Here is a 13,422-nt window from a genome sequence, read left to right as displayed (position 1 = left end):
CGAACCGCGCGCGGCCGGAATCCGCGGGCGCGATCCGGGCGGCAGGCCGGGCGGCACGCATCCGCCCGGCGGCAAGGCAATCAGCCGGCCGGATGAAAGCCCAGGTAGCGGCAGCGCGTGCCGGCTTCGTCGGTTGCCGCAAGCTGGCTAGAGGCGCCGACCGAACGGAGCGTGTCGGCGGTCGCGCTGCGATTCGTGACCAGTGTCCATGCGCTCGGCGCTGGCTCGGCGGCCGCTGTCGAGTGTGCATCGGCGAGCGTGCCGAGCGCGGCCAGCAGCATGTCGGCGGGCGGCGCGTGAATCGCGAAGCCTTCGTTCGCGACGGCCGCCGTATCGATGCCGAGCGCCGCGCACAGCCGCGCGCGCAGCGGCGCCTCGGCCGCGCTGGCTTCCCGTGCGCGCACGATGTTCTCGCGCGTAAGCGCATCGACGATCGTGCCGCCGCGGGTGAGCGGCGCGTGTTGCCATGCGTCCGGAGGGCACTGCTTGCCGTCCGGCATCAGCGGCACGAACGGATTGACCTCGGCCGGGTAGATCCGGCACACGAGCGGCCGTTCGTCGTAGATGCCGCAGCGCAGATCGTCGAGCAGGTTCGGGCACGGGCCGGCATGGGACGCGGTGAGCAGGGTGGTGACGCGTACCGGCAGCGTGCCGCTGAGCGCGGGCGACGAACGGGCGCGCTTGTATGCGGCGAACGCGTCGTCGGGCGCCGGTTCGACGGGCCATGGCATGGCGTCGCACAACAGCTCCACGTGGCCGCCGCGCCGCAGCCAGGCAGCGGCCTCGGCGACGGTCAGCGGAATGCGCAGGTCATGGCAGCAACGGCCGCAGCCGGTGCATGAAAAGTCGATGTCGTTCTGATTCATTTCGATAGAAAGCGGGGCACGGTGCAGCTTGCGTCAGCCGGCGATCAGCGGCGCGACGCGGCGGCGCAGTTCGGGCACGATCTCGGCGTCGAACCACGGATGATGCTTGAACCACGCCTGGTTGCGCGGCGACGGATGCGGCAATGGCAGCACGCCGTTGCCGTAATCGCGCCACGCGTGCACGGTGTCGGTCAGCGTCGCCTTGCGCGTGTCGCGCAGAAAATGCCGCTGCGCGTATTGGCCGATCAGCAGCGTCAGCCGGATCGACGGCAATCCGGCGAGCAGCCGGTCGAGCCACAGCTGCGCACACTCGGGGCGCGGCGGGTTGTCGCCGCTCGCACCTCGGCCCGGGTAGCAGAAGCCCATCGGCACGATCGCGAAGCGGGTCTCGTCGTAGAAGGTGTCGGCGTCGACGTCGAGCCAGTCGCGCAGCCGCTTGCCGCTCGCGTCGTCCCACGGGATGCCGCTCGCGTGGACGCGAGCGCCGGGCGCCTGCCCGACGATCAGGATGCGGGCGTCGCGATGGGCGCGCACAACCGGGCGCGGGCCGAGCGGCAGCTCGGCTTCGCAGGCGCGGCACGCGCGGATTTCGGTAAGCAGCACGTCGAGCGGCGTGCGCGTTCGTTTCGACATCGATTCTGAACGGGGACGGAGTGGCGGCACGCAGGCCAACGCATCCGTGCGGCGCGGTGGCCCGGCACGGACCGGCGCGGAAACCGGCGCATCGCGTCAGGCGTTCCGCCGGTTGTCGCACAGCGCCGCGCGGCGGCCACGGCATCCAGGGGCGGGATCACTGGCCTGCCGCACCACCTTCGGCGACGGCAGCATCATACAACGCCGTCTGCGCGATCGCCGCGGCGATGGCCGCGTCGTCGTGCGTGCCGTCGAGCATGCCCCAGCGCCGGTATTGCAGCAGGAACCACCGGCCTTCCTGCGGATCCGGGCGGTTCACGGCACCGCCGTCGTGGAAGCGGATCGGCAGCGGCGGCTGCGCGAACGGCCCCGCGCCGTAGTCGCCGAGCAGGCGCGGCGCGATGAGCCGGGCCGGCACGCCGAGCGCGTCGGGCGACGCGAGCCAGTCGGCCGCCTCGCGACGATTCGCGGCGCTGTCGAGCCACGCGCACGCATCGACGAGCGTGCGGATCAGCGCGCGCGCGGTGGCCGGATACAGCGCGACGAAATCGCGCCGGGCCGCGAGCACTTTCTCCGGATGATCGGGCCAGATCTCGCTGGTGACGGCGACGGTCCGGCCCGCGCCGCAGGCTTCGGCTACCGCGTGCCATGGCTCGCCCGCGCAGAAGCCGTCGAGCTCGCCGCTCGCGAGCGCGGCGACCATCTCGGGTGGCGGAATCACGACGCTGCGCACGTCGCGCAACGGATCGACGCCGTGCGACGCGAGCCAGTGGTTCAGCCACATCGCATGCGTGCCGGTCGGGAAAGTCTGTGCGAGCAGCGGCTTGCGGCCGAGCGTGGCGAGCGCCGCGCGGACGTCGCCGCTTGCGCGGTACGCGTCGGCGAGACCACGGGCGAACGTGATCGCCTGGCCGTTGCGGTTGAGGACCATCAGCGCGGCCATGTCGGCTTGCGGGCCGCCGATGCCGACCTGCAGCCCGCACACGAGCCCGTACAGCGCGTGTGCGGCGTCGAGTTCGCCGCTCAGCAGCTTGTCGCGCACGGCGGCCCACGATGGCTGGCGGCACAGCTCAAGCGTCAGGCCATGGCGCGCGCCGAGATCCAGGTGTTGCGCGACGATCAGCGGGGCCGCGTCGCTCAGCGCGACGAACCCGAGGCGAAGATGCGCGCGTTCCGGCGCGGCGGGAGGCGAAGGTTTCATGGCATTCATGACGGGTGGGTCGCATCGAGCAATTGCCGCGCGATGTCGACGATGCGCTGGCCTTGATCCATCGCGCGCTTGCGCAGCAACGCATACGCGTCGTGCTCGGACAGCCTGCGCTGATCCATCAGCAGGCGCTTCGCGCGGTCGATCAGCTTGCGCTCGGCGAGCTCGCGCTCGACGTCGGCGAGCCGGCGCCGCAATGCATCGTCGTGCGAGAAGCGCGCAAGCGCGACTTCGAGGATCGGCGCGAGACGCTCGGCCGACAGGCCCTCGACGAGATACGCGCTGACGCCCGCGCCGACCGCCGCGTGAATCAGCTCCTGGTCGGCATCGTGGCTGAACATCAGCACGGGACGCGGCGCGGTCGCGTGCATCACGGCCAGTTGCTCGAGCGTGTCGCGCGACGGCGAATCGGTATCGATGATCACGACGTCGGGGCGCTGCTCCTCGACGGCGGCGGGCAGGCGCGCGGGCGTCGCAACGTCGTTGAGCATCTCGTAGCCGAGGCGCGCGAGCGCGTCGCCGAGTTCGCCGATGGGTTTGTCGGTGTCGGTGACGAGCAGCACGCGCAGGCGTGCGGGCGGGACGGACGAACTCATGACGCGAGCGGGGACGGACGAACTTCGGTGCAAGGGTTGAAGGGCGGATGCGGGGTGCGGGCGCGCGTCGACGGATTGCGCGCGTCGCGGCCGCATCGCGGACAGCCGGCGCGAACGCCGCTGCAGTGACCGGAGATGTGATGCGGACCGCGCATGCTATGCCGCCCGGAACCGCATCGCATCGCCGGCGGCATCGGTGCATTGCACGGCGGCTTCGCCGATCGCCGCGCCGACGAGCATCACGGCCGGGCTGCCGAGCCCGGCTGCCGCCACGCCGCGCGCGAGGCCGCCGAGCGTGCCGGTCCAGCGGCGCTCGTGCGGCGTGCCGGCCCACTGCACGGCGGCGGCCGGCGTCGACGCCGGCAATGTGGCCAGCAGGCCCGCCGCGATGCTGTCCACGCGACTCATGCCCATGTAGATCGCGAGCGTGGTGCCGCTCGCCGCGAGCGTCGCCCAATCGGGTTCGCCGTGGTCCTGGCGGTGCGCGGTGACGAACGTCACGCCGTGGCAGTGCTCGCGGTGCGTGAGCGAGATGCCCAGGGTCGCGGCGGCCGCGAAGCCCGACGAGATGCCGTTGACGATGTCGACCGGAATGCCTGCGGCGCGCAGCGTCGCGAGTTCTTCGCCGGCGCGGCCGAACAGCAGTGCGTCGCCGCCCTTCACGCGCACGACGTGCGCGCCGCGCAGCGCGTAGCGGCGCATCAGTTTCTCGATGAATGCCTGCGGCGTGGAGCGGCAGCCGCCACGCTTGCCGACGCGGATCACGCGCGCGTGCGGCGCGAGTTCGGCGATGCCGGGTGCGACGAGATCGTCGAGCAGCAGCACGTCGGCGGCCGCCAGCGCCTTGACGGCCTTCAGCGTAAGGAGATCGGGATCGCCGGGGCCGGCGCCCAGCAGCGTGACTTTTCCAGTCGTCATGTCGTATTCCATTGCCGCGCGCGTGCGCGTGCGGCGATCGATATTGCGTTGTTGCTCGCGGCGGCGGCGGGCGGTCGAAGCGACCACGGCATCCGGCCGTGCCGCGCACGGGGGGACGTCGTTGTCCTGGTCTGCTGCGCCCGCCTGCGACGGCGGGCCCGACTTGCGGAGACTGCCCACCGGCGCCGTTGCCGGTGTGGTCCGGATTCAGCAATATCCGGGCCAACCGGCGCGATCGCGACGGCAAGCGTAGCGACATGCGCGACGCCGCGCGCGCGACGAAGCCCGGCACGCGGGCGGCCGGGCGGCGGCGCGGCGCACGCGAGGCGGCATCGGCGTGCATCGCGCCCCGTCATCGCGCACCGCGATGTCGCACGCTGACAGTGCTGCAGCGCACCACATCTGTGCCTCTCTGCATCCTGACGTATCGCGCGCGGCGCGCATGGGCAATGCGCGCAGGGGCCGGCGAGCCTTGCGTGGCGCGGCTGCACGCGCGATTCGGGCCGACATGGCATGGCGTTTGCGTAATCTCGTTCGGGCGGATCAATGGCGATTCGTCCGCAGTACCGATTACCGACGCGCCCGGAAACGGGCTTCATGGGCAACGGCGTCCTTCGCATCGGGTCTCGACGAGACCGGGTGCGCAGGACGCCGTTTTTCGTTTGGCGGATGACATGACCGACAAAGCTACCCGTATCGATCTCTTCAGCTTCCGCACCGCGCCGATGCGCGCGTTCCACATGACGTGGATGGCGTTCTTCGTCTGCTTCTTCGCGTGGTTCGCGTGCGCGCCGCTGATGCCGCTGATTGCGCGTGAATTCCACCTCACCGCGGCACAGGTCGCGAACATCAACATCGCCGCGGTAGCCGCGACGATCGCCGTGCGGCTGCTGGTCGGCCCGCTGTGCGATCGCTTCGGCCCGCGCCGCGTGTATGTCGGGCTGCTCGTGCTCGGCGCGATTCCGGTGTTCGCGGTGTCGTTCTCGCACGACTATCTGACGTTCCTGATCTGCCGGCTCGGCATCGGCGCGATCGGCGCGGGCTTCGTGATCACGCAGTACCACACGTCGGTGATGTTCGCGCCGAACGTGGTCGGCACGGCCAACGCGACGACGGCCGGCTGGGGCAACGCGGGCGCGGGCGCGACGCAGGCGATGATGCCGCTGCTCGTCGCCGCCGGCCTGATGCTCGGCTTCGGCGACGACGCATCGTGGCGCATCGCGCTCGTCGTGCCGGGCATCGCGATGCTCGCGATGGCCTGGGCGTACTGGCGCTTCACGCAGGACTGCCCGCAAGGCGACTTCGCCGCGCTGCGCAAGCAGGGCGTGACGGTCGACAGCGGCAAGAAGGGCGGCTGGGCGAGCTTCTTCACCGCGTGCGGCAACTATCGCGTGTGGATGCTGTTCGTCACGTACGGCGCGTGTTTCGGCGTCGAGGTGTTCATCCACAACATCGCCGCGCTGTATTACGTCGATCACTTCAAGCTGTCGCTGAAGGATGCCGGCTTCGCGGTCGGCATGTTCGGGCTGCTCGCGCTGTTCGCCCGCGCGCTCGGCGGCTGGCTGTCGGACAAGATCGCCGCGCGCCGCAGCCTCGACGTGCGCGCGACGCTGCTGTGCGCGCTGATCGTCGGCGAAGGGCTCGGGCTGATCTGGTTCTCGCATGCGCAAGGCGTCGGCATGGCGCTCGTCGCGATGCTGACCTTCGGCCTCTTCACGCACATGGCCTGCGGCGCGACCTATGCGCTCGTGCCGTTCATCGACCGCAAGGCGCTCGGCGGCGTCGCGGGGATCGTCGGCGCGGGCGGCAACGTCGGCGCGGTGGCCGCGGCGTTCCTGCTGAAGGGCGTCGGCGACGTGCAGCACGCGCTGAGCCTCCTCGGGCTTGCCGTCACCGCGACCGCGCTGTGCGCGATGGCCGTGCGCTTCAGCGAAGAACACAAGGCACGCGAGGCCGAGCTGCGCGATCGCGCGCTGGCCGCTGCCAGCGCCGCGAACTGATCGACCGAAGGAAACGTCATCATGAAACTCATCGTCATCGGCCACGGGATGGTCGGCCACAAGCTGCTCGAATGCGTCGCCGCGCAGGCCGGCGCGGCGGACACGCTGCGGGTCACGGTGCTCGGCGAGGAACCGCGCCCGGCGTACGACCGCGTGCACCTGTCGGAATTCTTCGCGGGCAAGTCGGCGGACGATCTGTCGCTCGTCGAGCCGGGCTTCTTCGAGCGTCATCCGCAGTTCGATCTGCGTCTGAATGCGCAGGTCGCGTCGATCGACCGCGTCGCGCACACGGTCACGCTCGCGTCCGGCGAAACGCTCGCGTACGACAAGCTGGTGCTCGCGACGGGCTCGCGCCCGTTCGTGCCGCCGGTGCCGGGCCGCGATCGCGCGGGCTGCTTCGTGTACCGGACGATCGAGGATCTCGAGGCGATGCAGGCATGCGGCACGCACGCGAAGCGCGGCGTGGTGGTCGGCGGCGGGCTGCTCGGCCTCGAATGCGCGAAGGCGTTGCGCGACATGGGCCTCGACACGCACGTCGTCGAATTCGCGCCGCGACTGATGGCGGTGCAGGTCGACGACGGCGGCGGCCGGATGCTGCGCGCGAAGATCGAGGCGCTCGGCGTGACCGTGCATACGGGCAAGAACACGCTCGAGATCGTCGACGGCGAACAAGGCACGCACCGGATGGCGTTCGCCGACGGCTCGCATCTCGACACCGACATGATCGTGTTCTCGGCCGGCATCCGCGCGCGCGACGAACTGGCACGTGCGTGCGGCCTGGAAATCGGCCCGCGCGGCGGCGTCGCGATCGACGACGCGTGCCGCACGAGCGACGCCGACATCTACGCGATCGGCGAATGCGCGGCTTGGAACGGCACGGTGTACGGGCTCGTCGCACCGGGCTACGACATGGCGCGCGTGGTGGCGAAGCAGCTTGGCGGCGACGTGAAGGAAGCCGCCGACGCCGCGTTCGCCGGTGCCGACATGAGCACCAAGCTGAAGCTGATGGGCGTCGACGTCGCGAGCATCGGCGACGCGCACGGCGCAACGGCCGGCTGCCGCACCTACCAGTACGCGGACGAGCGCCGCCAGGTCTACAAGAAGCTGGTGGTGTCGGACTGCGGCAAGTTCCTGCACGGCGCGGTGATGGTCGGCGACGCGGCCGAATACGGCACGCTGCTGCAGATGATGCTGAACCGCATCGAGTTGCCGGAGTCGCCGGAATTCCTGATCCTGCCGTCGTCGGACGGCGCGGCGAAGCCGGCGATCGGCGTCGACGCGCTGCCCGAGGGTGCGCAGATCTGCTCGTGCAACAACGTGTCGAAGTCGCAGATCTGCGCGGCGGTGGCCGACGGTGCGACGAGCCTCGGCGCACTGAAGTCGTGCACGGGCGCGGGCACGTCGTGCGGCGGCTGCGTGCCGCTCGTCACGCAGATCATGAAGGCCGAGATGAAGAAGCAGGGCCTCGCGGTCAACAACCATCTGTGCGAGCACTTCCCGTATTCGCGCCAGGAGCTGTTCCATCTGATTCGCGTCGAGCGCATCACGACGTTCGACGAACTGCTCGCGAAACACGGCCACGGGCTGGGCTGCGACGTGTGCAAACCGGCGGTGGCGGGCATCCTCGCATCGTGCTTCAACGAGTTCGTGTTGAAGAAGGAACATGCGGGGCTGCAGGATTCGAACGACTACTACCTCGCGAACATTCAACGCGACGGCACGTACTCGGTCGTGCCGCGCATGCCGGGCGGCGAAGTGACGCCGGAAGGGCTAATCGCGGTCGGCCAGGTCGCGAAGAAGTACGGGCTCTACACGAAGATCACGGGTGGCCAGCGCGTCGACCTGTTCGGCGCGCGCGTCGAGCAGCTGCCGTCGATCTGGGAGGAGCTGATCGCGGCCGGCTTCGAATCGGGCCACGCGTACGGCAAGGCGGTGCGCACGGTGAAGTCGTGCGTCGGTTCGACGTGGTGCCGCTACGGCGTCGACGATTCGGTCGGCCTCGCGATTGACATCGAGAACCGCTACAAGGGCTTGCGCGCGCCGCACAAGATCAAGTTCGGCGTGTCCGGCTGCACGCGCGAGTGCGCGGAAGCGCAGGGCAAGGACATCGGGATCATCGCGACCGAGAAGGGCTGGAACCTGTACGTGTGCGGCAACGGCGGGATGAAACCGCGCCATGCGGAGCTGCTCGCGTCCGATCTCGACCGCGACACGCTGATCCGCTACATCGACCGCTTCCTGATGTTCTACGTGCGCACGGCCGACCGGCTGCAGCGCACGAGCGTCTGGCGCGACAACCTCGAAGGCGGGCTCGACTACCTGATCGACGTCGTCGTGCACGACAAGCTCGGGATCGCGGCCGAACTCGAGGCCGACATGCAGCACGTGGTCGACACCTACGAATGCGAGTGGAAGAAGGCCGTCACCGATCCGGACACGCGCAAGCGCTTCCGCCACTTCGTGAACAGCGACGCGCCGGACACGACCATCGCGTTCGTCGAGACGCGCGGGCAGATCCGGCCCGCCACGCCCGACGAGCGCGCGGGCGGCAAGCCCGTTTCGATTCCGGTCGTCGTCGAACCGGCAATCGAACCCGCAACCGTTTGATCCCGACCGACACCAGCGTCTTTTCGAAGGAGCCCATCATGAACGATCGTCTTCCGCTGTCCTGGACCCGTGTGTGCCCGCTCGACGACATCGTGCCCAACACCGGCGTGTGCGCGCTCGTCAACGGCGAGCAGGTGGCGGTGTTCCATGTCGCGCATCCCGAAGAAGGCGGCGTGTTCGCGATCGGCAACGTCGATCCGGTGTCGCAGGCGGCCGTGATGTCGCGCGGGTTGATCGGCAGCCTCGGCGAGCGCGTGGTCGTCGCGTCGCCGCTGTACAAGCAGCATTTCGATTTGCGCACCGGCGAATGCCTCGAATCGCCCGAGAAATCGGTGAGCGCGTATCCGTCGCGGGTCGAGGACGGTTACGTGTGGATCGCCGCCTGAGCGCCCGGGAGCACGCATGAGCGCCACCGCCGTCAAGAGCGTATGCCCGTACTGCGGCGTGGGCTGCGGAATGGTGCTGCACGTCGAGGATGACGAAGTCGTCAAGGTGTCCGGCGACGCCGATCATCCGACCAACTTCGGACGGCTGTGCACGAAAGGCTCGTCGGCGCACGTCGCGTTGCGCCGTTCCGGGCGTCTCGATCGCGCGTTCGTGCGGCGCGCGCGCGAGGACGACCTCGTGCCGCTGCCGGCCCGCGACGCGATCGCCGAGACCGCGCGGCGCCTGCGCGCGGTGCTCGATGCGCACGGGCCCGATGCGTTGTCGTTCTACGTGTCGGGGCAGATGTCGATCGAGGCGCAATACCTCGTGAACAAGCTCGCGAAGGGCTTCGTCGGCACCAACAACATCGAGTCGAACTCGCGCCTGTGCATGGCGAGCGCGAGCACCGGCTACAAGCAGTCGCTCGGCGCGGACGGTCCGCCCGGGTCGTACCAGGACTTCGATCGCGCGAACCTGTTCTTCGTGATCGGCGCGAACATGGCCGACTGCCACCCGATCCTGTTCCTGCGCATGATGGATCGCGTGAAGGCCGGCGCCAAGCTGATCGTCGTCGATCCGCGCCGCACCGGCACCGCCGACAAGGCCGACCTGTTCCTCCAGATCCGGCCGGGCACCGATCTCGCGCTGACCAACGGCTTGCTGCATCTGCTGCACGCGAACGGCCGCACCGATGCCGCGTTCATCGATGCGTATACCGAAGGATGGGACGAGATGCCCGCGTTCCTCGCGGACTACACGCCCGAGCGCGTCGCGGCGATCACCGGCCTCGCGGAAGCCGACATCCGCACGGCCGCGCAATGGATCGGCGACGCGCAGGAATGGATGAGCTGCTGGACCATGGGCCTCAACCAGAGTACGCACGGCGTGTGGAACACCAACGCGATCTGCAACCTGCATCTGGCGACGGGCGCGATCTGCCGCCCGGGCAGCGGGCCGTTTTCGCTGACCGGCCAGCCGAACGCGATGGGCGGGCGCGAGATGGGCTACATGGGCCCCGGCCTGCCGGGCCAGCGCTCGGTGCTGTCCGACGACGACCGGCGCTTCGTCGAGCACCTGTGGCGCGTGCCGGCCGGCACGCTGCGCAAGGACACAGGCGGCGGCACGGTCGATCTGTTCGAACGGATGGCGGCCGGCGACATCAAGGCGTGCTGGATCGTCTGCACGAATCCGGTCGCGACCGTGCCGAACCGGCAGAAGGTGATCGCGGGGCTGCAGGCCGCGGAGCTCGTGATCGCGCAGGACGCGTTCCTCGACACCGAGACCAACCGCTACGCCGACATCCTGTTGCCCGGCGCGCTGTGGGCCGAGGGCGACGGTGTGATGGTCAACTCCGAGCGCAACATGACGCTGATGCGCGCGGCGATCGCGCCGCCCGGCGACGCGCTGCCGGACTGGCGCATCGTCGCGGAAGTCGCGCGCGCGATGGGCTTCGGCGATGCGTTCGACTACGCGTCGGCGGCCGACGTGTTCGACGAGATCGTGCGCTTTTCGAATCCGGCGACCGGCTATGACCTGCGCGGCGCGAGCCATGCCGCGCTGCGCGACGGCCCCGTGCAATGGCCGGTCGCACCGGGCACCGCGCGCGAGCGGCACCCGATCCGCTATCTGAACGACGGCGTGAGCCAGACGCCGCGCGCGGCGGCCGACAGCCGCGACGCACCGCGCATCGCGTTTCCGACGGCGTCGGGCAAGGCGCGCTTCCTCGCGCGCGCGCACGTCGCGCCGGCCGAGCTGCCCGACGACACGTTCCCGATCGTGCTGAACACCGGCCGGCTGCAGCATCAATGGCACACGATGACGAAGACGGGCAAGGTCGCGATGCTCAACAAGCTCAATCCGCGCCCGTTCGTCGAGCTGCATCCGGACGATGCGAGCGCACTCGGCATCGCGACGAAGGACAGCGTCGAGATTCGCTCGGCGCGCGGTCGGGCGGTGCTGCCGGCCGTCGTCACCGAGCGCGTGCGGCGCGGCAACTGCTTCGCGCCGATGCACTGGAACGACGTGTACGGCGACGATCTGTGCATCAACGCGGTGACGAACGACGCGATCGATCCCGAATCGCAGCAACCCGAACTGAAGTATTGCGCGGTCGCGCTGACGCGCGTCGACACGGGCGCGTTCGCGTCCGCCGATGACGACACGGCGCGGACCGACGCCAGCGCCGCCGACGCGCGGCCCGAGCCCGCGCCGGCGCAGATCGCGGCTTCACAGGAATTCGACATGGCAGACCTCGACACTTTCGCGGCCGCGCTCGGCGTGGCCGACCTCGCGCCGCCGCCGCTCTCCGAGGCCGAGCGCCTGTACGTGGCCGGCCTCGTCAGCGGGCTGAAGGCGAGCGCCGGCCGGCGCGAAGGCGGCGTGCCGGTGCTGCCGGCCGGTGCGCCGCTCGCGCAGCCGGTGCGGCTCTGGCTCGACGGGATGCTCGCGGGCCTGTTCAGCCGCTCGGCGCTCGTTCATGCATCGGAAGGCGCCGTGCCCGCGCTGCCGGCCGAAGCCGTCGCACCCGGCGGCGTGCGGATCGTGCGAACGCGCCCGAAGGTCGTGCTGCTGTGGGCGTCGCAGACGGGCAACATCGAATCGCTGACCGAGGACTACGCGACGCAGCTGATGAACGCCGGCTTCGAGATCCGCACCGCGTGCATGTCCGACTATCCGGTCGCGTCGCTGGCCGGCGCGCAATACGTGCTGCTGATGACGAGCACGTTCGGCGACGGCGACGCGCCCGACAACGGCAGCGAGTTCTGGGAAGCGCTGCAGGCCGGCAGTGCCGCGCGCCTCGACGGCGTGCACTTCGCGGTGCTCGCGTTCGGCGATCGCAACTACGACCAGTTCTGCGGACACGGCCGCCGGCTCGATGCCCGGCTCGCGGAGCTCGGCGCGGTGCGGCTGTGCGCGCGAGTCGACTGCGACGTCGAATTCCAGCGCGATGCGGACCAGTGGCTCGAACGCGTGGTCGCCCGGATCAAGGAAGCGGATGCCGCGCTGCACGCGGTGCCTGCCACCGGAATGAGCGGGTCGGGATTGCTGCCGACCAAGGCGCACCCGGCACCGTCGAAGCTCGTCGCGAACCTGCGGCTCAACCGGCCCGGTGCCGCGAAGGACACGCGCTACGTGTCGCTGTCGACCGAAGGCGCGAACCTCGAATACGAAACCGGCGACGCGCTCGGCGTGTGGCCGACCAACTGCCCGGAGCTGGTCGACGAGCTGCTGTCGGTCACCGCATTGAAGGCCGATGCGCCCGTGTCCGTCGCAGGCGTCGGCGACATGCGTCTCGGCGATGCGCTTGCGCGCCACTTCGACATCACGCGCCCGCATCCCGACACGCTGTCATTCATCGCGTCGCGCAGCGCAAACGGCGCGCTCAAGGCGCTGCTCGGCGACGATCGCAAGACCGACCTGAAGCAATGGTTGTGGGGGCAACAACTTGCGGACGTGCTGCACGAGTTTCCGGTCGAGCTGTCGGGCATGGAGCTGGTCGGGATGCTGAAGCGGCTGCAGCCGCGCCTGTATTCGATCGCATCGAGCCCGAGCGCGCACCCGGGCGAGATTCACCTGACCGTGTCGGCCGTGCGTTATCACAACGGCCGGCGCGCGCGCAAAGGCGTTGCGTCGACGTTCCTCGCGGACCGCGCGGACGACGGCCGCGTGCCGGTGTTCGTGCAGAAGTCCGCGCATTTCCGGCCGCCGGTGAACGGCGACGTGCCGGTCGTGATGGTCGGGCCCGGCACCGGCGTTGCGCCGTTCCGCGGTTTCCTGCACGAGCGGCAGGCGCGCGGTGCGCGGGGACGCAACTGGCTGTTCTTCGGCGAGCAGCATGCACGGACCGACTTCTACTACGGCGACGAACTGAGCGCGATGCGCGACAGCGGCTTCCTGACGCGGCTCGATCTCGCGTTTTCGCGCGACCAGGCCGACAAGATTTACGTGCAGGACCGGATGCGCGAACAGGGCGCCGAGCTGTACAAGTGGCTGGAGGAGGGCGCGCACTTCTACGTGTGCGGCGACGCGTCGCGGATGGCCAAGGACGTCGATACCGCGCTCAAGGCGATCGTCGCAGAGCATGGCGGGATGTCGGAGGAGGCCGCGACCGACTACGTCGCGCGGCTCGCGAAGGCGCGGCGCTACATGCGGGACGTGTATTGAGCGCG

The 13,422-nt window shown here is 69.9% G+C and carries 9 protein-coding genes; 4 read left to right on the top strand and 5 right to left on the bottom strand.

The window, feature by feature from the left end; translation table 11 throughout:
- Positions 1-80: 80 nt before the first annotated feature.
- From WS51_RS06065 to cobA, 5 genes are all read right to left on the bottom strand, one after another.
- Positions 81-866: a YkgJ family cysteine cluster protein gene (locus tag WS51_RS06065; protein WP_060329598.1), complete on the bottom strand. Its 786-nt coding sequence runs from the start codon at positions 864-866 to the stop codon at positions 81-83.
- Between the two features lie 33 nt (positions 867-899).
- Positions 900-1,499, bottom strand: a complete 600-nt coding sequence (locus WS51_RS06060) for a uracil-DNA glycosylase family protein (RefSeq protein ID WP_069228783.1) — start codon at positions 1,497-1,499, stop codon at positions 900-902.
- A 157-nt stretch (positions 1,500-1,656) separates the two neighbouring features.
- Positions 1,657-2,700 carry a CmpA/NrtA family ABC transporter substrate-binding protein gene (locus tag WS51_RS06055; protein ID WP_059805128.1) on the bottom strand — a complete coding sequence of 348 codons (1,044 nt, stop codon included), beginning with the start codon at positions 2,698-2,700 and terminating at the stop codon, positions 1,657-1,659.
- Positions 2,701-2,705: 5 nt separating this feature from the next.
- Positions 2,706-3,302: an ANTAR domain-containing response regulator gene (locus WS51_RS06050; protein ID WP_059507543.1), complete on the bottom strand. Its 597-nt coding sequence runs from the start codon at positions 3,300-3,302 to the stop codon at positions 2,706-2,708.
- A 156-nt stretch (positions 3,303-3,458) separates the two neighbouring features.
- Positions 3,459-4,220, bottom strand: a complete 762-nt coding sequence (gene cobA / locus WS51_RS06045) for a uroporphyrinogen-III C-methyltransferase (RefSeq protein ID WP_069229140.1) — start codon at positions 4,218-4,220, stop codon at positions 3,459-3,461.
- Between the two features lie 674 nt (positions 4,221-4,894).
- On the opposite strand from cobA, the gene WS51_RS06040 reads away from it, so the two are divergent.
- The 4 genes from WS51_RS06040 to WS51_RS06025 are packed head-to-tail and all read left to right on the top strand — an operon-like array spanning position 4,895 to position 13,417.
- Positions 4,895-6,220: an MFS transporter gene (locus WS51_RS06040; RefSeq protein ID WP_059451215.1), complete on the top strand. Its 1,326-nt coding sequence runs from the start codon at positions 4,895-4,897 to the stop codon at positions 6,218-6,220.
- A gap of 21 nt (positions 6,221-6,241) precedes the next feature.
- Complete coding sequence (gene nirB, locus WS51_RS06035; protein WP_059774003.1) at positions 6,242-8,827, top strand: nitrite reductase large subunit NirB; 2,586 nt, start codon at positions 6,242-6,244, stop codon at positions 8,825-8,827.
- A gap of 38 nt (positions 8,828-8,865) precedes the next feature.
- Positions 8,866-9,213 (top strand): nitrite reductase small subunit NirD, encoded by a 348-nt coding sequence (gene nirD / locus WS51_RS06030; RefSeq protein ID WP_059451217.1) that lies wholly within the window; start codon positions 8,866-8,868, stop codon positions 9,211-9,213.
- A 16-nt stretch (positions 9,214-9,229) separates the two neighbouring features.
- A complete protein-coding gene (locus tag WS51_RS06025; RefSeq protein WP_069228782.1) occupies positions 9,230-13,417 on the top strand; it encodes a bifunctional nitrate reductase/sulfite reductase flavoprotein subunit alpha in 4,188 nt (1,395 codons plus the stop codon).
- Positions 13,418-13,422 lie beyond the last annotated feature (5 nt).

It is taken from the genome of Burkholderia territorii (assembly GCF_001718335.1).
Taxonomy (GTDB): domain Bacteria; phylum Pseudomonadota; class Gammaproteobacteria; order Burkholderiales; family Burkholderiaceae; genus Burkholderia; species Burkholderia territorii.
Note: the sequence above shows the minus strand (reverse complement) of the source record. Positions and strands in the feature narration are given on the sequence as shown.

Bases quoted from the DNA above. Each gene is read 5' to 3' on its own strand.
- WS51_RS06040 (WP_059451215.1), top strand. From the start codon at position 4,895: ATGACCGACAAAGCTACCCGTATCGATCTCTTCAGCTTCCGCACCGCG.
- WS51_RS06050 (WP_059507543.1), bottom strand. From the start codon at position 3,302: ATGAGTTCGTCCGTCCCGCCCGCACGCCTGCGCGTGCTGCTCGTCACC.
- WS51_RS06025 (WP_069228782.1), top strand. From the start codon at position 9,230: ATGAGCGCCACCGCCGTCAAGAGCGTATGCCCGTACTGCGGCGTGGGC.
- WS51_RS06055 (WP_059805128.1), bottom strand. From the start codon at position 2,700: ATGAAACCTTCGCCTCCCGCCGCGCCGGAACGCGCGCATCTTCGCCTC.
- cobA (WP_069229140.1), bottom strand. From the start codon at position 4,220: ATGACGACTGGAAAAGTCACGCTGCTGGGCGCCGGCCCCGGCGATCCC.
- nirD (WP_059451217.1), top strand. From the start codon at position 8,866: ATGAACGATCGTCTTCCGCTGTCCTGGACCCGTGTGTGCCCGCTCGAC.
- WS51_RS06065 (WP_060329598.1), bottom strand. From the start codon at position 866: ATGAATCAGAACGACATCGACTTTTCATGCACCGGCTGCGGCCGTTGC.
- nirB (WP_059774003.1), top strand. From the start codon at position 6,242: ATGAAACTCATCGTCATCGGCCACGGGATGGTCGGCCACAAGCTGCTC.
- WS51_RS06060 (WP_069228783.1), bottom strand. From the start codon at position 1,499: ATGTCGAAACGAACGCGCACGCCGCTCGACGTGCTGCTTACCGAAATC.